This is a genomic window from Halomonas sp. HMF6819, assembly GCF_044335525.1.
Classification (GTDB): Bacteria; Pseudomonadota; Gammaproteobacteria; order Pseudomonadales; family Halomonadaceae; genus Vreelandella.
Genome location: NZ_JBIQVY010000004.1, coordinates 1 through 17,594, shown reverse-complemented (window position 1 = coordinate 17,594; position 17,594 = coordinate 1). Strand labels below are relative to the sequence as shown.

General features: G+C 58.7%; 22 protein-coding genes. 11 read left to right on the top strand and 11 right to left on the bottom strand.

All coding sequences use genetic code 11. From position 1 onward, the window contains the following. Positions 1–122 precede the first annotated feature (122 nt). Genes fliL through fliR form a run of 7 tightly spaced genes read left to right on the top strand, consistent with a single transcriptional unit; the run spans position 123 to position 4,488 of the window. A complete protein-coding gene (gene fliL, locus ACGLWX_RS12310; protein WP_396240082.1) occupies positions 123–596 on the top strand; it encodes a flagellar basal body-associated protein FliL in 474 nt (157 codons plus the stop codon). 21 nt (positions 597–617) lie between these two features. Further along, positions 618–1,679 carry a flagellar motor switch protein FliM gene (gene fliM, locus ACGLWX_RS12305; protein WP_252105789.1) on the top strand — a complete coding sequence of 354 codons (1,062 nt, stop codon included), beginning with the start codon at positions 618–620 and terminating at the stop codon, positions 1,677–1,679. Next, on the top strand, positions 1,672–2,178 hold the full coding sequence (fliN, locus tag ACGLWX_RS12300; protein WP_252105788.1) for a flagellar motor switch protein FliN: 507 nt from the start codon (positions 1,672–1,674) through the stop codon (positions 2,176–2,178). The genes fliM and fliN overlap by 8 nt, the downstream gene beginning before the upstream one ends. Continuing rightward, a complete protein-coding gene (gene fliO / locus ACGLWX_RS12295; RefSeq protein ID WP_396240080.1) occupies positions 2,175–2,597 on the top strand; it encodes a flagellar biosynthetic protein FliO in 423 nt (140 codons plus the stop codon). Before fliN ends, fliO begins: the two co-directional genes overlap by 4 nt. Positions 2,598–2,605: 8 nt before the next feature. After that, positions 2,606–3,394, top strand: a complete 789-nt coding sequence (fliP, locus tag ACGLWX_RS12290) for a flagellar type III secretion system pore protein FliP (protein WP_252105786.1) — start codon at positions 2,606–2,608, stop codon at positions 3,392–3,394. A 34-nt stretch (positions 3,395–3,428) separates the two neighbouring features. Further along, the gene (fliQ, locus tag ACGLWX_RS12285; protein WP_252105785.1) at positions 3,429–3,698 is read left to right on the top strand and encodes a flagellar biosynthesis protein FliQ; all 270 of its coding nucleotides are present in this window, start codon (positions 3,429–3,431) and stop codon (positions 3,696–3,698) included. Between the two features lies 1 nt (position 3,699). Beyond that, a complete protein-coding gene (gene fliR / locus ACGLWX_RS12280) occupies positions 3,700–4,488 on the top strand; it encodes a flagellar biosynthetic protein FliR (RefSeq protein WP_396240078.1) in 789 nt (262 codons plus the stop codon). A 65-nt stretch (positions 4,489–4,553) separates the two neighbouring features. Here fliR and flgL read toward each other — a convergent pair whose 3' ends face one another. The 11 genes from flgL to flgB are packed head-to-tail and all read right to left on the bottom strand — an operon-like array spanning position 4,554 to position 14,851. Beyond that, positions 4,554–5,813 carry a flagellar hook-associated protein FlgL gene (gene flgL / locus ACGLWX_RS12275; RefSeq protein ID WP_396240076.1) on the bottom strand — a complete coding sequence of 420 codons (1,260 nt, stop codon included), beginning with the start codon at positions 5,811–5,813 and terminating at the stop codon, positions 4,554–4,556. A 14-nt stretch (positions 5,814–5,827) separates the two neighbouring features. After that, positions 5,828–7,450: a flagellar hook-associated protein FlgK gene (flgK, locus tag ACGLWX_RS12270; protein ID WP_396240074.1), complete on the bottom strand. Its 1,623-nt coding sequence runs from the start codon at positions 7,448–7,450 to the stop codon at positions 5,828–5,830. Between the two features lie 60 nt (positions 7,451–7,510). Continuing rightward, entirely contained in the window at positions 7,511–8,548 is a 1,038-nt protein-coding gene (gene flgJ, locus ACGLWX_RS12265; RefSeq protein WP_396240072.1) for a flagellar assembly peptidoglycan hydrolase FlgJ, read from the bottom strand. After that, positions 8,548–9,666 carry a flagellar basal body P-ring protein FlgI gene (locus ACGLWX_RS12260; RefSeq protein WP_396240070.1) on the bottom strand — a complete coding sequence of 373 codons (1,119 nt, stop codon included), beginning with the start codon at positions 9,664–9,666 and terminating at the stop codon, positions 8,548–8,550. The genes flgJ and ACGLWX_RS12260 overlap by 1 nt, the downstream gene beginning before the upstream one ends. A gap of 21 nt (positions 9,667–9,687) precedes the next feature. Next, the gene (locus ACGLWX_RS12255; protein ID WP_252105779.1) at positions 9,688–10,377 is read right to left on the bottom strand and encodes a flagellar basal body L-ring protein FlgH; all 690 of its coding nucleotides are present in this window, start codon (positions 10,375–10,377) and stop codon (positions 9,688–9,690) included. Positions 10,378–10,411: 34 nt separating this feature from the next. Next, complete coding sequence (gene flgG / locus ACGLWX_RS12250; protein ID WP_252105778.1) at positions 10,412–11,194, bottom strand: flagellar basal-body rod protein FlgG; 783 nt, start codon at positions 11,192–11,194, stop codon at positions 10,412–10,414. 30 nt (positions 11,195–11,224) lie between these two features. Continuing rightward, complete coding sequence (locus tag ACGLWX_RS12245; protein WP_396240068.1) at positions 11,225–11,983, bottom strand: flagellar basal body rod protein FlgF; 759 nt, start codon at positions 11,981–11,983, stop codon at positions 11,225–11,227. Between the two features lie 29 nt (positions 11,984–12,012). Further along, on the bottom strand, positions 12,013–13,251 hold the full coding sequence (gene flgE, locus ACGLWX_RS12240; RefSeq protein ID WP_252105776.1) for a flagellar hook protein FlgE: 1,239 nt from the start codon (positions 13,249–13,251) through the stop codon (positions 12,013–12,015). Positions 13,252–13,287: 36 nt separating this feature from the next. Beyond that, the gene (locus ACGLWX_RS12235) at positions 13,288–13,986 is read right to left on the bottom strand and encodes a flagellar hook assembly protein FlgD (RefSeq protein WP_396240066.1); all 699 of its coding nucleotides are present in this window, start codon (positions 13,984–13,986) and stop codon (positions 13,288–13,290) included. A gap of 2 nt (positions 13,987–13,988) precedes the next feature. Beyond that, positions 13,989–14,399 carry a flagellar basal body rod protein FlgC gene (gene flgC / locus ACGLWX_RS12230; RefSeq protein ID WP_252105774.1) on the bottom strand — a complete coding sequence of 137 codons (411 nt, stop codon included), beginning with the start codon at positions 14,397–14,399 and terminating at the stop codon, positions 13,989–13,991. Positions 14,400–14,425: 26 nt separating this feature from the next. Beyond that, positions 14,426–14,851, bottom strand: a complete 426-nt coding sequence (gene flgB / locus ACGLWX_RS12225) for a flagellar basal body rod protein FlgB (protein WP_252105773.1) — start codon at positions 14,849–14,851, stop codon at positions 14,426–14,428. A gap of 201 nt (positions 14,852–15,052) precedes the next feature. Between flgB and flgA the strand changes: the two genes are divergently transcribed. The 4 genes from flgA (at position 15,053) to ACGLWX_RS12205 (ending at position 17,445) form a co-directional block, all read left to right on the top strand. Beyond that, positions 15,053–15,769 carry a flagellar basal body P-ring formation chaperone FlgA gene (gene flgA, locus ACGLWX_RS12220; protein WP_396240064.1) on the top strand — a complete coding sequence of 239 codons (717 nt, stop codon included), beginning with the start codon at positions 15,053–15,055 and terminating at the stop codon, positions 15,767–15,769. A gap of 102 nt (positions 15,770–15,871) precedes the next feature. Beyond that, a complete protein-coding gene (gene flgM, locus ACGLWX_RS12215) occupies positions 15,872–16,135 on the top strand; it encodes a flagellar biosynthesis anti-sigma factor FlgM (RefSeq protein ID WP_252105771.1) in 264 nt (87 codons plus the stop codon). A 6-nt stretch (positions 16,136–16,141) separates the two neighbouring features. Then, positions 16,142–16,591 carry a flagella synthesis protein FlgN gene (locus ACGLWX_RS12210; RefSeq protein ID WP_396240062.1) on the top strand — a complete coding sequence of 150 codons (450 nt, stop codon included), beginning with the start codon at positions 16,142–16,144 and terminating at the stop codon, positions 16,589–16,591. Between the two features lie 113 nt (positions 16,592–16,704). Then, the gene (locus ACGLWX_RS12205; RefSeq protein ID WP_396240060.1) at positions 16,705–17,445 is read left to right on the top strand and encodes an SDR family NAD(P)-dependent oxidoreductase; all 741 of its coding nucleotides are present in this window, start codon (positions 16,705–16,707) and stop codon (positions 17,443–17,445) included. Positions 17,446–17,594: the final 149 nt, after the last annotated feature.

Sequence of the window (17,594 nt, the reverse complement as noted above, 5' to 3'; positions counted from 1 at the left end):
GACGCCTTAAAAGCTAAGCCAAAAGATAGGCTCGCCTGATGAGCCTGTTCATTTATTAATCGGCCTGCTCATTAGGCATAATGCATGGCATTCGTCATGCGTAAGAACCATGGGAACAGCAAATGGCAGAAGCAAGCGGTGGATCGAAAAAACTGCTTTATATCATGATCGTACTGGTCGTTTTGTCGGCGCTGGGAGCCGCGGCCGCGGTCTACATGGTGCTGGGCCACTCAAATGACAATGAATCGGCCCAAGCTGAAACCGTTGCCGAGCCCGAGCCGCCGGTCTTTACGCGCATCGAGCCGTTCACCGTGAACCTGGCCGATGACCGCTACGGCTCGCGTCTTTTATACACCGGCATTACGCTGCGCGTCGGCGGCGAGCAAAGCAAGACGATCATTGAAGAGCACATGCCCCAGATTCGCAGCCGCCTTTTGATTCTGCTCTCCGGCAAACAGGCCAGCGAGCTGACCTCGACCGAAGGAAAGGAAGCGCTCGCCCAAGCCATCATCAGTCGGCTCAGCGTTCCGCTCACTGAAAATCAGCCGCCGCTGGATCTTCAGGAAGTGCTGTTCACCGATTTCATCGTGCAATAACCTCGGGCGCGGGAGCCGTTCATGTCACAGGACGATCTACTGTCCCAGGAAGAAATCGACGCCTTGTTGAAAGGGGTCAGCGGAGACGACGAGCCCTCGAGCGCTTCCTCGTCCGCCGCTACGGGCAATGAACGTATTCGCCCGTACGACCCGGCGACTCAGCATCGAGTAATTCGCGAGCGCTTGCATGCGCTGGACTTCATCAACGAACGCTTCGCTCGCTATTTCAGAAACGGGCTGTTCAACCTGATTCGCCGCAGCGCCGATATCACGGTGGAGTCGGTGCGCTACCAAAGCTTTAGCGAGTTTTCACGTAACGTGCCGGTGCCCACCAACTTGAACATCGTTTCGATGAGACCGCTGCGCGGCTCAGCGCTAGTGGTCTTTCCACCCAACCTGGTGTTCATGGTGGTGGATAACCTGTTCGGTGGCGACGGGCGCTTCGTGACCAAGTCCGATGGCCGCGAGTTCACCAACACCGAGCAGCGTATTATTCAACGCCTGCTCAATTTGGCGATCGACGCCTACCAGGAGGCCTGGAAGGTCGTCTACCCGCTAGAGGTCAACTTTCTACGCTCGGAAGTGCAGGCCAAGTTCGCCAACATCACCAACTCGCCCAACGAGATTGTGGTGAATACCAAATTCAATATCGAGGTGGGTAACCTCTCCAGCAGCTTTCAGATCTGCATGCCCTACGCCATGATCGAGCCGCTGCGGGATCTGCTCGCCAATCCGATCAACGACAGTAATCACGACCAGGACGGTACCTGGACGCGACGTATGGCCACGGAGCTTCGCCAGTCGGAAGTGGAGCTGATCGCCGAGTTTGCCCGAATTCCCAGCCGCATTGCGCAGGTCATGGGGCTGAAAAAAGGCGACGTGCTGCCCATGGAGATCCCCTCCATCGTGACCGCCAGCGTCGACGGCGTACCGGTCATGGAGTGTGAGTACGGCAGTCAACAGCAGCACCGTGCGCTGCGTGTGCTCCAGGTGATCGACCACGGCGCCATGAACAGCGCATCGTCCCCGGACTTCGTCAAGAGCCCGCCGCGACGCCAAGCCAAGGAAACAACGCATGAGTGATCCCAAAAAGCCTGATCAATCCGTATCCGATGACGACTGGGCAAGCGCCATGTCGGAGCAGGACACCGAAAGCGATACCGCCGGTGACGACGACCCTTGGGCGGCGGCCATGGCCGAACAGGAAGCCTCCGAGCAGGCAGATGCCGACGAGACGCCGGCGCCCACGCCGCCTCCTACCAAAGCGGCGAGCGACGATATTTTCCGTCCGCTCAGCAGTGAAAGTGGTGGTAATGTCTCGCGCGACCTGGAAATGATCATGGACATTCCGGTCAAGCTCACCGTCGAGCTCGGCCGCGCAAAGCTGACCATCAAGCAGCTCCTTGAGCTTGCCCAAGGGTCGGTCATCGAGCTCGAAGGGCTTGCCGGCGAGCCGATGGACATTCTGATCAACGGCTACCTGATCGCCCAGGGCGAGGTCGTCGTGGTGGAAGACAAGTACGGTATTCGTATTACCGAGATCATCACGCCCTCCGAGCGCATCCATAAGCTCAACCGATGAGTGTCGCCGCTTCCACTAACCAGACCGGCTCGATCGACGCGCTGGGCTCGGATGCCTTGATGGGCATGGCCACCCTAGGCAAGACCGCCGCGGCGTTAGCGCTGGTCATCGCCATCATTTTGCTCTGCACGGCGCTTTTAAAGCGCGTTCAGCAAAAGCGCTTCGATAGCGGCGCGCGTCTCAAGGTTGTCGGCTCCACCGCAGTAGGCGCGCGCGAGCGTATCGTGGTGGTGGAGCTCGAGGATACCTGGCTGGTGGTGGGCGTGGGCGGCGGGCGAATTACCAAGCTGCACGAGCGCGCTGCCCCGCTCGACCGCCCAACGCCCGAAGTAAGCGTCTCCGCTGGCTTCTCGAAACGCCTGGCGAAGGCGCTGTCGAAACGCTCGGCCCCTACTTCCGAGCCTCCTTCATCGTCATGAGAGATGCCATGCCCTGCTATCGGCTCCCCTTTCGCGAGCGGTTGCCTTCGACACTTGTTCTACTGACGCTGGTGGCGCTGGTATTTATCGGCCTCATTGCGCCGGCCCAAGCGCAGCAGCTGCCACCCGGGCTCATATCGCAGCCAATGGAAGGCGGCGGCCAGCAGTGGTCCCTGTCGCTACAAACGCTGCTGCTATTGAGCTCGCTGGCGTTTTTACCCGCGATGCTTTTGATGATGACTAGCTTTACGCGCATCATCATCGTGCTCAGCCTTTTGAGAACGGCCATGGGCACCCAGGCCACGCCGCCCAACCAGGTACTGCTGGGGATTGCGCTGTTCATGACGTTTTTCATCATGTCGCCGGTGATCTCCCAGGTCTACGAGACCGCCTGGCAGCCGCTATCAAACGAGACGATCAACTTCGAGGAGTTTCTGGTACGCGCTCAGATCCCGTTTCGTGAGTTCATGCTGGCGCAAACCCGCGAGCCGGATCTGGCCATGTTCGCGCGCTTGGCGGACATCGGCCCGATGCAGGGTCCGGAGGATCTGCCGATGCGCGTGCTGCTGCCCTCGTTTGTCACCAGCGAGCTCAAGACTGCGTTCCAGATCGGTTTTACCATTTTCATTCCGTTTTTGATCATCGATTTGGTGGTCGCCAGCACACTCATGGCGCTGGGTATGATGATGGTACCGCCGGTGACCATTTCGCTGCCCTTCAAGCTGATGCTATTCGTGCTGGTCGACGGCTGGCAGCTTTTGATCGGCTCACTGGCCGAAAGCTTCTACATGCTATAGGCCGTCTGAGTAACCCTCGGCGACAGGAGCGATCATGACCCCCGAGACCGTAATGAGCATCGCCTACCAAGGCATGCGTCTGACCCTGTTCATGGGCGCGCCGGTACTACTGGCGGCGCTATTCACCGGTTTGATCGTGAGCCTTTTCCAAGCGGCGACCCAGATCAACGAGATGACGCTGACCTTCATTCCCAAGATTCTGGCGGTCTTCGCCGTGCTGGTGCTCGCCGGCCCTTGGCTGATCGGCCTGATTACCGACTTCACCCACCGACTATTCGTCAATATTCCGCAAATGGTGATGTAGCGTGGTCGAGGTCACCTTCGACCAGCTTCAAACCTGGCTAGTGGCGTTTTTCTGGCCCTTCGTGCGCATTACCGCTTTCATGGCAGTAGCGCCGCTTTGGGGGCACTCGAGCATTCCCAATCAGGCCAAGGTGGGGCTGGCGGTGCTCATCGTGGTGGCCATCGCGCCGATTTTACCCGTCATGCCGGCGGTGCCCATGCTCTCCTGGGCGAGCCTTGGCATCATGGTCGAACAGCTTCTGATCGGATTGGCCATCGGGCTTGTTATGCACATCGTTTTTGCCGTGGTGCAGGCGGCGGGCGAGTTCATCGGCCTGCAGATGGGGCTTGCCTTCGCCAGCTTTTTCGACCCTTCCAGCGGCACCAACATCATGGTGCTTTCGCGCATTCTCTACATGATCACGCTGTTGATGTTTCTCGCGCTCAACGGCCATCTAATGGTGATGGAAACCCTGGTCATGAGCTTTCAAACCCTGCCGGTGGGGTTCGCCGGCATCAATCCCAACGCCTTCGAACTGCTGGCCCGCTACGCCGGCACCATCTTCGCCTCTGGGCTTTTGCTGGCCCTGCCGCTGGTCGCCTCGCTTCTCATCATTAGCCTGTCGTTAGGCATTTTGAATCGCTCGGCACCTCAGCTCACCGTGTTCAACATCGGCTTTCCCGCCTCACTCACCGTCGGGCTGGTGCTCTTAATGGTGCTGGTCACCGATATCGGGCGCTTCTTGCAGCCGCTTTTTAGCCAAGGACTTGGCTTTATGCAAAGCCTAATCGAAACGATGGCGGATAATTGAGTTCGCCATAAAAAAGGCCACCGCGAGCGGTGGCCAAATGGTAATGAAAAAAGGGGCTGGACGGCTTACATGTAGTCGAACAGCGACATGCCCTTCATGTTCATGAAGGTTTGCTGAGAGGCCTGCATGCCAACTTGGCGTAAGCTGTACTCGGAGATAGCTTCTACATAGTCCAGATCGACAAGATCAGACATCGTTTGGGTATAGCTCATCATGCGGTTGCTGGCGATGGAGTCGATCACGTCCAGCTCGTTAAGTCTGGCGCCTGCCGAAGCGCGTACGGTCAGCACGTTGTCCAGCGCGTTGTCCAAATCGCGCATTGAAGTATTCAGCGTATTGCGAAGGTCGGCCTTTTCGACATCGCTTGATGCCGGGTTTTCGAGCACGCGAATAGCTTCCTCCATGGCCTTGAACAGATCGGGCTCGCGCTGGGCGTTTTTGGCCTGACTGATGTTGACTTCGTCAGCCGCCTCGGAGGCACCGCTTAGCGACACACTAAGCCCGCCGAACACGAGACGTTGAGGCGCGTCACCGCCAGTGTAGGCAATGTCTGTCATATCAGGGACCGGCTGCCAGCCTTGGTCTTGGGTCAGCCGCTGAACGCTTAGCGTCGGCGTTTCGGTATCCCCCCCGAAAGTGATTCGATAATCGTCGCCATAGCCTTCGCCATTGACATCGCTTACCTGCGGGCCGCTAAGAATCACGCTACCGGCGTTACGTACGCCGTCTGAACGCACTGCTTCACCGATATAGCCTGCGCCGCTGGGCACCTTCTGGAAAATCGCGCGACCGCTTTCGGCCACCGGCATGTTGCGAGAACTATCGATACGCTGCTCACGCACGATGTCACTGCCGTTATATTTCATGGCGCCCTGTTCGTTGGCCACATAGGGCGGCGCGTTATCGATTTGACCACCAAATAGATAGCGGCCGTTGCCGTCGGCGGTGTTGGCCTGACCAATCAGAGTCTGATAGACACCTTTTAGCTCACTGGCAATTGACTCGCGATCGGCGTTGCTGAGCGTATCGCTGGAGGCCTGGATCAGCAGCGTTTTGGCGCTGGTGATAGAATCGCTGACGCTGTTCAGTACGCTCTCGCTCTGCGCGAGAGACGTGCGCGCCGATACACGCGAGTTGCCGTACTGTTCGGACATCGCCATGGATTGGGAAACCCCTACCGCCTGCGAGGCAGCCTGAGGGTTGTCCGAAGGGTTGACTACCTTTCGCCCGCTGGAGAGCTGTTGGCCAATCTTTAATAAGTCGCCCTGCTGACGATTGATGGACGCAGAGCTCTGCTCGTACATGGTGACGCTACTGATACGCATGGTAGATGCCTCCCTTAACTACGCAGATTCAAGATAGTGTCCAGCAGGCTGCCCGCCGTGTCGATCACGCGCGCGTTGGCCGCATAATACTGCTGATAGCGAATCAGGTTGGCCGCTTCTTCGTCCAGATTGACGCCAGATTCGGATTGCTGCACGGCGCGAAGCTGTTCTGTAAGCCCTTGACGAGCTTCAAGATTCACCTGAGTAATATTGGTGCGGTTACCAACATCCGACACCAGCGCCCCGTAGGCGCCGCTCAGGGAGGCGCGCCCACCCACGATATTTTCTCCCTGCAGGTCCTGCAGTTTGCGCGCGTTGCGGTTGTCGCCGGTCGCGGCTTCTTCACCCGCCGCAATTTTATCCAGATCATTGAAGGCGGTTTCCATACCGGCCCCGGCGCGGCGAACCGGCTGAACGTCGAAACGGTCGCCGTTAGCGGGCTGGGCACTAAACTCCATTCGTACGCCGCCGAAGGCGAGCGTGTTCGTGGCGCTATCCCAACCTTCACTCACATCGACCGCTTGGCCATTGTCCTTACGGGTAACGCTAGGCTCGCCGCTTTCGCCAAATCTGACGGTATAATCCGTTGCACGAAGCTCATCAATAGCCTCAACATCAAAGGCGATGGACGTCACCTCGGCGCCGTTGTTGGGATAGCTGTACGCCTGCGGTTGGCCGATGTTGAAAAAGTCCTGACCGTCTTCGCCATTAAGATCGATGCCTTGCTTGTGCTGTTCGTTGAAAGCGACCGATAACGACACTGCCAACTGGCCGATCTGGTTCTGGGTCTTATCCAGCGTTTCGGCGCGGAAGCTCATCAACCCGCCCAGCGAGCCGCCCTTAATGGTGGACTCGTCGAGCTTGATGAGATTGTTGCCTCCATCGCGATATCCCACCACGGTGCGCTGAGGATCATTGTCGGCTTGCACAGCTTCCAGTTTGAAACTCGATGTACCGGTGACCAGCGGCTGGCCGTTGGGCAGGCTGACGTTATACGTCTTGCCGTCCTGAACGTTTAGGCGCAGGTCCATGCGCTCATTGAGTTCGGAGACCAATTGGTCGCGCTGATTGAGCAGACCATTGGGCGCCTCGCCGGTACGCGCACGGGCCAGGGAGATTTCGCGGTTGAAATCGGCGATTTGTCCGAGGGTGTTATTGATCTGAGTGACTTCGTCACGAATCTGGCTATTGACGTTGTTCTGCATGTCCTGCAGATAGCCGTCGAAAGAGCGAAACTGTGCGCTTAGCGTGTCCGCCGCGCCGAGCACACCCTGACGAGCCGCCGGGTCCGAGGGTGAGCTTGCCAGCGCGTCCAGCGAGGAAAAGAAGTCCTGGATGAGCGGCGAAAGCCCTGCCTCACGATCCGCCAACAAATTGTCGATCTGGGCGATCTGGTTGTTGTAGGTTTCCAGCGCGCTCGACTGTGTTTTGGCGTTGTTAAGCTGGTTAGCCACGTAAGTATTAAACTGACGCTCGATAGTATCCACGCGCACGCCGCCGCCTACGCCCGCTTCACTTAGTTTGGGCAGTTCGCGGTTATAGCCGGGCGTAAACAGGTTGCTGATGTTGTTGCTGGTCGCGCTCAGCGCGTTTTGCGCCGCGTTCAGGCCGCTAAGGCCCGTTGAAAACATGCTCATGGTTCAGTCCTCAAGCCGATGCTTTTATTATCGGCGGCTCGTTAAAAAGCTTTAACGGCGTTAGCGCGCGTCGGCCAAAAATTCCTGCCCGGCCGGTAGCGGCCCCATGGTCTTCATGATGGCGACGAGCTTCTCGGCATAGCGCGGGTCGGTCGCGTAGCCGCCGCTTTGCAACGCGCGCGCGGCCTGCTCGGCGTTTTGCGCCTCGACTACCCCGGCGTAGCGCGGGTTCTGACCGATCAGGTTGGCGTAGTCGGTGAAGGCGTGTTCGAAGGAGTCATAGACCCTAAAAGTATCCACCATTTGGGTACGCTGACCGTTCAGATACTCATGAGTCGTGATGTCAGTAGTGTCGCCCTGCCAATGGCTGCCCGCTTTAATGCCAAAAAGGTTATGGCTATTCCGACCTTCGTGGGTGGCGATTTCGTGTCGTCCCCAGCCGGTCTCCAGCGCCGCTTGGGCCAAAATCAGCTCGGCGGGCACGCCACTTGCTTGGCTGGCTGCTTGGGCAGGGCCAGCAAGCGTGGCCATAAATCGCTTCACGTGATCCGGTGCGTTGGGATTGATGAGGGGCGCGGCGGCGAGGGCAGCCGGCGTCTGCGTGTGTTCAACGCTATTCTGCTCCGATGCGGCTCGGCCCTGGCGGATCGCTTCGAGCTCTCTAAGGAAACGCCCGCTCTCCTGACTACCGGGGCCCGGGGGCTGTAACGGGTCGTCGAGTACTCGTGGCGTGCCGCGGGGAATGCCGGCAATCAGCGCCTGAATGTCATCGTCGTTTTGCGCGCTACCCTTGATCGCCCCCTGGCGAGTGAGCTGCTCGACCAGCACGTCGGCAAGCCCTACGCCCTTCTCGGCGATCACCTGGGACCACTGCTGATCCAGCATCTGCTGGTAGGTGTCGCCGGCGCTGCTGTTCAACAACCCGCCGGTGGGGGTTGCGTCGCGCATGCTCTTCATCATCATCTGCACGAACAGCGCCTCGAACTGCTGGGCAGCGCCCTGAGCGCCGGCCTCCGGATCAACGCGGGCATTGTGCTGCAAGCGCTGAAAGCCGCTCATGTCAAAGGCGAGCTGGTTGGACATGCTGGTCATGCTCATCAAATCACCTCGAGCTCGGCGCGCAGCGACCCGGAAGCCTTGAGCGCTTCGAGAATCGACATCAAATCCTGGGGCGTGGCGCCCAGTGCGTTCAAGGCGTTGACCACCTCGTTGAGCTGAGCGCCTTCGACGATCTGCAGGAAAGCCTCGCGCTGATTGATGTCGATATCGGCATTGGGCACCACCACGGTTTCGCCTTGGCCCAACGGCGCCGGCTGGCTGACGCCGAACTGGCTATCGATGACGATCGACAGGTTGCCGTGGGCGACCGCGGCCTGGCGTAGCGTGACGGCGCTGTTCATGACCACGGAGCCGGTACGCGAATTGAGCACCACGCGCGCCGGGGCCTCCATCGGAGTGAGCTGTACGTTTTCGACCCGCGCCATGAAACTGACCCGCTGGTTCGCATCCATCGGCCCGTCGAGAGCGATGACACCGCCATTACGCGCGTAGGCGACCGATTGCCCGAATTCGCTGTTGATCGCGCTCACCATCCGCTGAGCGGTGCCAAAATCCGCCTGGTTGAGCTGAAGCTCGAGCAAACCGCCGTTGCCGCCCAAATTGAGCGCGACCTCACGCTCTACCAGTGCTCCGCCCGGAATACGCCCAGCGGCCTGCTGGTTGATCTGCACGCTGCTACCGCCAGCCTGGGCGCCGGCGCCACCGACCAGCATATTGCCTTGGGCGATGGCGTAGGTATCGCCGTCGGCGCCCTTGAGCGGGGTCATCAGCAGCGTACCGCCGCGCAGGCTCCGAGCGTTGGCAATCGAGGAGACGACAATATCGAGACGCTGCCCCGGCCGGGCAAACGGCGGCAGATCCGCCGTCACCATAACGGCGGCAACGTTACGCAGCTGCAAATTGGTGCCCGGCGGTACGCTGACGCCAAGCTGTGAGAGCATATTGGTCAGGCTCTGGCTCGTGAACGGTGCCTGGGTCGTTTGGTCACCAGTGCTGTCGAGGCCGACCACCAGGCCGTAACCTACGAGCTGGTTGTCGCGCACGCCGGCAAAGTTGGCCAGTTCGCGCACGCTTTCAGCTTGGGCGCTGCCTGCCAGCACGCAAAACGCGACCAGCACAACGGTCTGAATCCGGCGCTTGAGGTTCAATGAAGTCATCATCACTCTCTTCTCGAGCGCCTAGAACGGCGACACGTTGAGGAAAAAGCGCTGCAGCCAGCCCATGTGCTGCGCTTCGTTGATGTAGCCATCGCCTACGTACTCGATGCGCGCATCGGCGACCTGATTGGAGGGAACGGTATTGGCCGCCGTCACCGTTTGCGGATTGACCACGCCGGAGAAGCGGATGAACTCGGTGCCCTGGTTGATCGCGATCTGCTTTTCGCCGCGCACGCGAAGATAGCCGTTGTTGAGCACTTCCAATACCGAGACGGTGATCGTGCCGGTCATGGTGTTGTTGGCCTGGGTGGTGCCGCTGCCGGCAAAGACGTTGTCGCCAGCAACATCGAAGCCGTAATCTTCCAGAAAGTCGATGATCTCGGGAATCTGGGCGATATCGAGCGAGCCAGAGCCGCTGCGGTTGGCACTCGACTGCGAGTTCTGGCTCGCGCTGACCTGCTCGTTGAGCACGATGGTCAAAATGTCGCCAATCGCCCGCGGGCGGCGGTCCTCGAACAGCGGGTGGTAGCCGCGGCGCGATTGATAGATCGAGCCGTTGGCCACCGCCGGCGGCCGATCGATGATGTTGATCTGCTCCTGCTCGCCGACCACCGACGCACGCGGAATCTGCGCGCACCCGGCGATTAGAAGAATCAACAGCGCCACGGCTAGCTGCGCAAAACGGCGAAAAAGCGCGGTTTGTTTGTGCATCGAACGCCCTGTGTTCAAGACCGAACTCCTGCGATTACAGCTGGCTCAACCGCGCCAGCATTTCGTCGCTGGTGGAGACCGCACGGCTGTTGATTTCGTAGGCGCGCTGGGTCTGGATCATATTGACCATCTCCTCCACTACGTTGACGTTGGAGGTCTCCACGTAGCCTTGGAAGAGCCGGCCGGCGCCGTTGTTGCCGGGAATATCCTGGTTCGGCGCGCCGGACGCCCCGGTTTCCAAATAAAGGTTGCCACCGATGCTCTCGAGCCCCGTCGGGTTGATGAAGGAAGCTACGGTAATCTGGCCGATATCCGCATCCTGGGCGACCCCGGGCTGACGTACGCTCACCGTGCCGTCTTCGCCGATACCGATCGACAGGGCATTGGGTGGCACGAAGATCGCCGGTTCCAGCGGATAGCCGTTGGCGGTCACCATCTGGCCGTTTTCGTTGAGCTGAAAGCCGCCATCGCGGGTATACCCGATCGTACCGTCGGGTAGCAGCACCTGAAAAAAGCCGTCGCCGCTGATGGCCAAGTCGCGCGAGTTATCGGTGCGCTCCAGCCCGCCCTGAGTATGCAAGCGCTCGGTGGCCACGGCGCGCACGCCGGTACCCACCTGCATACCCGAGGGCAGTCGATCCTGAATATTGTTCTGAGCGCCGGGCTGTCGCATGTTTTGGTACAGCAAATCCTCGAATACCGGGCGCGAACGCTTGAAGCCGTTGGTGCTCACGTTGGCCAAGTTGTTGGAGATCACGTCGAGCTTGGTCTGCTGCGACTCGAGCCCCGTCTTTGCCGTCCACAACGATTTGATCATGAGGTTTGTCCTTTAATCGGGCGGTTGGGGTCAGCCCTGGAGTGAAAGCATGCTGTTGGCGCGCTGGGCGTTCTCGTCGGCATTGCTGAGCACGCGCATCTGCATGTCGTAGCGACGCTGTACATCGATCATCGTCACCATGGCGTCCACCGCGCTGACGTTACTGCCCTCGAGCGCGCCGCTCACCAAGCGTGCGGTCTCGTCGCCAGGCAGCACGCCGGGCACACCCTCTTCATTGAGCGGAGCACGAAACAGGCCGTCGTCACCGCGGGTCAGCGTCGGCTCGTCCGGCGTCACCAGCTTGATGCGTCCTACATCGACCAGCGCATTCGGCCCTTCCCCTTGGGGAATGGCACTAATGGTGCCGTCAGCGCCGATGGAGATCTGCGCGCCCTGGGGCAGCGCGATCGGCCCGCCGTCGCCCATCACCGGGCGCCCCATGTTGAGCAGCACGCCGTCGCTATCCACCTGCAGATCACCGCGCCGGGTGTAGGCTTCGGTACCGTCGTCGGCCAGCACCGCAAGCCAGGCACCGTCCTGCATGGCCACGTCCAGCCCGCGACCGGTCTGCTCGATAGGCCCTTGAGAAAAGTCGCTGCCCGGCGTGGTGGTCACCGCCGAGACGCGCGTTTCGAGCGCGCCCGCGCCCAGTACGGGCACCGAGCGCGCCGCCTGCAGCTGAGCGCGAAACCCCGCCGTCGACACGTTGGAGAGGTTGTTGCTCACTACCGACTGCTGATCCATCGCGTTCTTGGCACCGCTCATGGCGGTATACAGCATTCTATCCACGCGCTACTCCTCTCTAGTCGGCCCCACTATTACAAGTTGATAATGGTCTGCAGGAGCTCATCCTGGGTACTGATGGTCTGCGAGTTCGCCTGGTAGGCGCGCTGGGCAACGATCATATCGACCAGCTCCTGAGCCAAATCGACGTTAGAGTTTTCAGTGGCACCGGGTTGAATCAAACCACGAAGGCCCGTGCCAGGTGCGCCAACGAGCTCTTGACCTGACGAGGATGTCGCACTCCAAAGGTTGTCACCTATCGGCTGCAAGCCTTCCGGATTACGGAAACTTACCAGCGAAATCTGGCCTGCCGCACGCGACTGTTCATTGGAGTAATTGCGCATCACAGTACCGTCCTGCTGGATGCTAATGCCTACTAGAGAACCCGAGGTGTAGCCATTCTGAGTAATGTCATTCACTGTCGACGTATTAGCAAACTGGGTAGTACCGGCAAAGGCGAGGTCAATGTCCAGGTTCGCCAAATTGTTGCCGTCGAACTCTCCATTATTGATAGTCAAACCCGCGTCTCCACCACCGACAAGCGTACCGTTCTCATTGAATGTAAGTGTTGTCAGGTTGGGCAATCCATAGGTTTGAGCACCGCCGGGGCCACCGGATAAGCGGCCATCCACTCTCCATTCGTTGGCATCGGTCTTAGTGAAGTAAAGTGTCAAATTACGTGCGTTGCCCTGAGAGTCGAAAACCGTTGGGTTGGAGGAGAAGGTGTAGCTATCAGCACCAATACCGTCAATTAGCTCTTGCTCAGTCGGTCCGGCGCCACCGATAACTGGCTGGCCACTATTCAAGTTCAGTGTCAAGCCAAGCTCGCTGGTGGCACTCGCTTCCAAATCACCCGGGTCCACGCTCAGAGGCGCCACGTTGCCGCCGGCAAGGACATTGCCCAAGGCGTCTGCGGGGTAGCCCATGATCTGCGCGCCTTGAGCATTTACCAGTTCGCCTGTAGGCGTCATGGTAAGCTGTCCGTTGCGCGAGTAGCCAACATCACCACTGGGCTGTTGGAAGCGAAAAAACCCTTCGCCGGAAATCGCCAAGTCCATGTTGCGTGAAGAAGATTCGACACTACCTTGGCTAAAATCCTGTAAGACTCCCGCCGTACGTACCCCAAGTCCAATACGCGATTGCGCGTAGACATCGGCAAATTGTACGCTGGAACTCTTGAACCCTACGGTTTGCGAGTTGGCGATATTGTTACCAATAGCGCCCAGCTTTTCGCGCTGTGCGTTCAAACCGCTAAGTGCTTGAGAAAAGCTCATGATGCTCTCCTGCTAATATGAGTATTGAGCGAACGATCAAAGAATCTGTTTGATCTGGTCGAGTCCTACCTGGCCATAAATAGCGCCAAGATCCAGGCGAACGTCACTGCCGCCATTACCGGGCGATACGCCTAGCACCAGCGCATAGTTCAGCGCACGCGACTCGAGAAGCTCGCCTTCGGCATCGGTCGCTCTGAAATTCACTTTGTAGGCGCCCGCCGGTACCGCCACGCCCTCGTTGGTCAGCCCACCCCAACTAAAGGACTCGACGCCTGCCTTCACCGGCCCCAGCTCGCGGGTGTAAACGACCTCGCCAGACTGGCCGGTGACGGTGGCCACCACCTGCTCGGCGGGTTTATCGAGCTCGATCCCAAACGGTGTGGCGTAGCTGCCGTTTTCCGTATCGGAGCTGACCATGACGTTATTGCCAGGCACCAGCACCGCTTTGTCGATCAGCCCTGCCGCCTGAAGTGCGCGCCCGGCATCCATCTGCTGGGTAATGCCGTTCAACGTATCGTTGAGCTGCTCTATCCCGCTGACGGTATTGATCTGAGCCAGCTGGGACGTCATCTCCGAGTTATCCATTGGATTCATCGGGTCCTGATTTTGCAGCTGAGTAATCAACAGCGTCATGAAGCTATCACGCATTTCCTGGGACTGGCTGGCGGAGAGATTGGGCCTGCCGCTGCCGTTAGCGCCATTGATGCTATTAATCACGCTTGAATCGATATTCATGTTTAGCCCTCACCGAGCGAGAGTGTCTGAATCATCATCTGTTTGGTCGTATTGAAGACCTCGACATTGGCCTGATACGAGCGCGAAGCGGAGATCATGTTGACCATTTCGTGAACCGGCTCGACGTTGGGCTTGGCCACATAGCCCTCCTCATCCGCCGCCGGATGACCGGGCATGTACTCGAGGCGCAGCGGCGACTCGTCTTCGACGACCTCGGTGACGCGTACACCGCCCACACCATAACGGTTGTTTTGGGCCTGGGTTTCGAACATCACCTGCTTGGCGCGGTAGGTTTCACCGTCCGGGCCGGCGATACTGTCGGCGTTGGCCATGTTGCTGGCGGTTACGTTCATCCGCTGGGCCTGGGCGCTAAGCGCTGAGCTTGCGATATCAAAGGCTGAGAACATCGACATCGTGGGTTATCTCTCCTTGCGCCGGATTATTCCGGCTGCATCGCGTTTTTGAGGCCCTGAATGCGGCGGTTCATGATCGTCAGCCCCGCCTGATAGCGAAGGGCGTTGTCAGTGAACTGTGAACGCTCCCGGTCCATATCGACGGTATTGCCATCGAGGCTCGGCTGGTCGGGCACCCGGTAAAGAAGGTCCGTACTGGTACTCTGCCAGGCGCGCCCCTGCGATTCGATATGGCGCTCGGAGGTACGTGCAAGCGATACCCCGCCGCCTTGTTGGGCGGGTGCTCCAGCGCTAACGGCCTTTTTAAGCTCGCTGGCGAAGTCGATATCACGCGCCTTGAAGTTGGGCGTGTCGGCGTTGGCGATGTTGGCCGCCAGCACATCGTGGCGCGCTTGACGAAGGCCAAGCGCACGCTGATGAAAGTTGAAGGCAGACTCCAGCTGATCGAACATGCATCCCCCATTGGCGAGGCAAAGATAATTCGGGCATTTCTGAGGATGCATAATAGGGAAGGCCACATCAGCCTAAAGCATGGAACAAGTGCCTTTTAACCCATCATTTCGCATTATTCACTATGAGCTATTGCATTAAGCTTTTGCTCACTGGTTAATGTTTAAAGTTCCAACCATCCTTTTGCTCAAGCGATAACTTACATGCCCTATTCGCTGTTTCAGGTGCGCCCCAATTGGGTTCGTGCGCTAGCGCTTTGCTTGACTGTCGTTCTTTCCATGGCTTGGGGAGTATCAGCCAGAGCGGAGGACCCAACGCTGGTCGAAACGGTGCAGAACTTTCTCTATCAGCAGGCGCAATCGCTTGGTCAGGAAGTCGTGATCGAGGTTGCCCCGCCCTCGCCTCATTTGGCGACCTGCGTTGCGCCAGAGCCCTTTCTGCCCAATGCAAGCCAAGCGCCTTTAGGGCGCGTATCGGTAGGCGTACGCTGCGGCGAAGCGCGCCGGCAGGTGCGCTACATGCAGGCTCAGGTAGACGTCATGGGAAGCTACACGGTGGCCTCTCAGGATATCGCGCGCAATACGATAATTACGCCCGCCATGGTGACACAGCGCCAAGGCAGCCTCGGAGATCTTGCAGGCAACGCATTGACCGACGAAAATGCTATCATTGGCATGGTAACGCAGCGCCCTATCCGCAGCGGCGACGCCTTTCAGGCGCACGCTCTCAAGGCACCGGAAATGGTGGAACGCGGCGAGCGCGTAACGGTCATAGCTCAAGGCTCGGGGTTTCGTATTTCACGTGAAGGCGAGGCGCTCGAAGGTGGCGCCTTGAATGCACGGATACGCGTGCGCTTTGATACGCGTGAACTCGTGACCGCCCGTATTACCGGCGATGGCACTGTCACCGTAGATTTTTGAGTCAACGTCTAAAGTCCTCTCAAAGAGCGCCGATACTCTTTATAACGGCATAAAGCCATGGCGTTTAGAGCGCTTCAACGTTGACGATGAGGGTCACACAACGTGAAAATTGATAACCTGAATCCGCTGCTGCGCACTAATCAGACGCAACAGCGTGACGATACGCAAAAAGTCGGCGGCACACAGTCATCGCCAGAAGGCAGTACCACTCGCGAGTCCACGCGCTTGAGCCAGATGCACATGGACGACTCCCAAGACATCGATATGGCTCGAGTGGATGAAATTCGCGACGCTATTCGCGAAGGGCGTCTCGAGATTCGCGCCGACCGTATCGCCGATGGCCTGATCGCTCAGCTCAAAGAGTAATCGCTTATGAGTCTTTCCCGTTTGCTTTTCGACCAGCATCAGCGTTTGGACGAACTCCTTGAGCTACTCGCCAAAGAGCAGCAGCTGCTGACACAAGGGGATATCGACGGTGAGGCTCTCGCCACGCTCGCCGAGACGAAGCAAACGGTGTTGGGCGCGTTGGAGCGAATGGAAACCTTACGGCGCACTACTCAGAATCGTTTGGGCTACGATGATGATGCCAGCGGTGCCTTCAAGGCTGCGTCTGATGCCGGCTGTCAGGAAAACTGGGAGCGCTTTTTGGATAAAAGCGAGCGCGCTGGCCGCATGAACGCGCTGACGGGGCAAATGCTCTCGGTGCGCATGAAACACAACCAGGATATGTTGAACTACATTCAGCAAATTGCCGAGAAAACGCTTTATCAGCCCAACGGACGCAATCAGGCACAGTCGAGCCGCCTCAATACCTCTGCCTGACGCTTCTTCTACACTTCTGTTTGCAAGCCATCCTCTTCTACGCGCCCATAAATAGACAAATCCTGTACAAGACGCTTCAATAAGAATACTCATATTCTACAAGGAAGTGTCGAATGCTCGACCATCTACCCGAAAAGTTTACCGCGGTCGTCACCGGCGCCAATGGTGGGATTGGTCATGCCCTAGTCAAAGCGCTTCTCGATTCGACCCATATCGGCAGGGTCATTGCCGTTAGCCGTCGCGATATCGCTTTAGACGATGCGCGCGTTACCTCACTTGCCGCGGATATCACGACGCAATCCGGACTCGATGCGCTGGCCGCCGAGACAGAAGGGCGTCCGCTTCATCTTCTCTTCAATACGGTTGGCATACTGCACGATGACGAGCACGGCGTTCAGCCGGAAAAGCGGTTGGAGCAGTTCGATGTCGATGCTTTCGCTCACGTCATGCACGTAAACGCCGCGACTCCGCTACGATTATTGTCGGTACTCAACGACTCACTCAAAGGTTCACACCCTACCATCGTGGCCAGCCTTTCGGCGCGAGTCGGCTCGATTGGCGATAACGGCTTCGGCGGCTGGTACAGCTATCGTGCCAGCAAGGCCGCGCACAACATGCTGATGAAAACCGCCTCCATCGAACTGGGCCGACTCAACAAGCAGGCAATCGTTCTATGCCTGCATCCGGGTACGACCGATACGTCGCTTTCCGAGCCGTTTCAGGCGCGTGTTCCCCAGGATAAGCTCTTTACGCCCACCTTCGTTGCCGAAAGCCTTTTGAAGGTCATCGATCAGCGCACGCCCGAAGATACCGGCAGCTTTTGGGATTGGGCCGGAGAACCCATCGAGTGGTAGTGGAGGTAAATTAACGGCAGGACTTTAAGCGTACATGCTGTGACCCGTCTCCGTAGGAGCAGGCGTCAGCCAGCGACGCGGCGCACCGCGTCGCTTGGGTGGGGCGGCAGGCACCCTGCCTGCCGGGCCTTTTCCTTGCTTTTTTCCAT

Coding starts and splice junctions, on each gene's coding strand:
- ACGLWX_RS12255 (WP_252105779.1), bottom strand. CDS start 10,377: ATGCACAAACAAACCGCGCTTTTTCGCCGTTTTGCGCAGCTAGCCGTG.
- flgA (WP_396240064.1), top strand. CDS start 15,053: ATGCCCTATTCGCTGTTTCAGGTGCGCCCCAATTGGGTTCGTGCGCTA.
- ACGLWX_RS12235 (WP_396240066.1), bottom strand. CDS start 13,986: ATGAATATCGATTCAAGCGTGATTAATAGCATCAATGGCGCTAACGGC.
- fliL (WP_396240082.1), top strand. CDS start 123: ATGGCAGAAGCAAGCGGTGGATCGAAAAAACTGCTTTATATCATGATC.
- fliN (WP_252105788.1), top strand. CDS start 1,672: ATGAGTGATCCCAAAAAGCCTGATCAATCCGTATCCGATGACGACTGG.
- ACGLWX_RS12260 (WP_396240070.1), bottom strand. CDS start 9,666: ATGACTTCATTGAACCTCAAGCGCCGGATTCAGACCGTTGTGCTGGTC.
- flgB (WP_252105773.1), bottom strand. CDS start 14,851: ATGTTCGATCAGCTGGAGTCTGCCTTCAACTTTCATCAGCGTGCGCTT.
- fliO (WP_396240080.1), top strand. CDS start 2,175: ATGAGTGTCGCCGCTTCCACTAACCAGACCGGCTCGATCGACGCGCTG.
- fliP (WP_252105786.1), top strand. CDS start 2,606: ATGCCCTGCTATCGGCTCCCCTTTCGCGAGCGGTTGCCTTCGACACTT.
- flgG (WP_252105778.1), bottom strand. CDS start 11,194: ATGATCAAATCGTTGTGGACGGCAAAGACGGGGCTCGAGTCGCAGCAG.
- flgE (WP_252105776.1), bottom strand. CDS start 13,251: ATGAGCTTTTCTCAAGCACTTAGCGGTTTGAACGCACAGCGCGAAAAG.
- ACGLWX_RS12205 (WP_396240060.1), top strand. CDS start 16,705: ATGCTCGACCATCTACCCGAAAAGTTTACCGCGGTCGTCACCGGCGCC.
- flgJ (WP_396240072.1), bottom strand. CDS start 8,548: ATGAGCATGACCAGCATGTCCAACCAGCTCGCCTTTGACATGAGCGGC.
- ACGLWX_RS12210 (WP_396240062.1), top strand. CDS start 16,142: ATGAGTCTTTCCCGTTTGCTTTTCGACCAGCATCAGCGTTTGGACGAA.
- flgC (WP_252105774.1), bottom strand. CDS start 14,399: ATGTCGATGTTCTCAGCCTTTGATATCGCAAGCTCAGCGCTTAGCGCC.
- flgK (WP_396240074.1), bottom strand. CDS start 7,450: ATGAGCATGTTTTCAACGGGCCTTAGCGGCCTGAACGCGGCGCAAAAC.
- fliM (WP_252105789.1), top strand. CDS start 618: ATGTCACAGGACGATCTACTGTCCCAGGAAGAAATCGACGCCTTGTTG.
- fliQ (WP_252105785.1), top strand. CDS start 3,429: ATGACCCCCGAGACCGTAATGAGCATCGCCTACCAAGGCATGCGTCTG.
- flgL (WP_396240076.1), bottom strand. CDS start 5,813: ATGCGTATCAGTAGCGTCACCATGTACGAGCAGAGCTCTGCGTCCATC.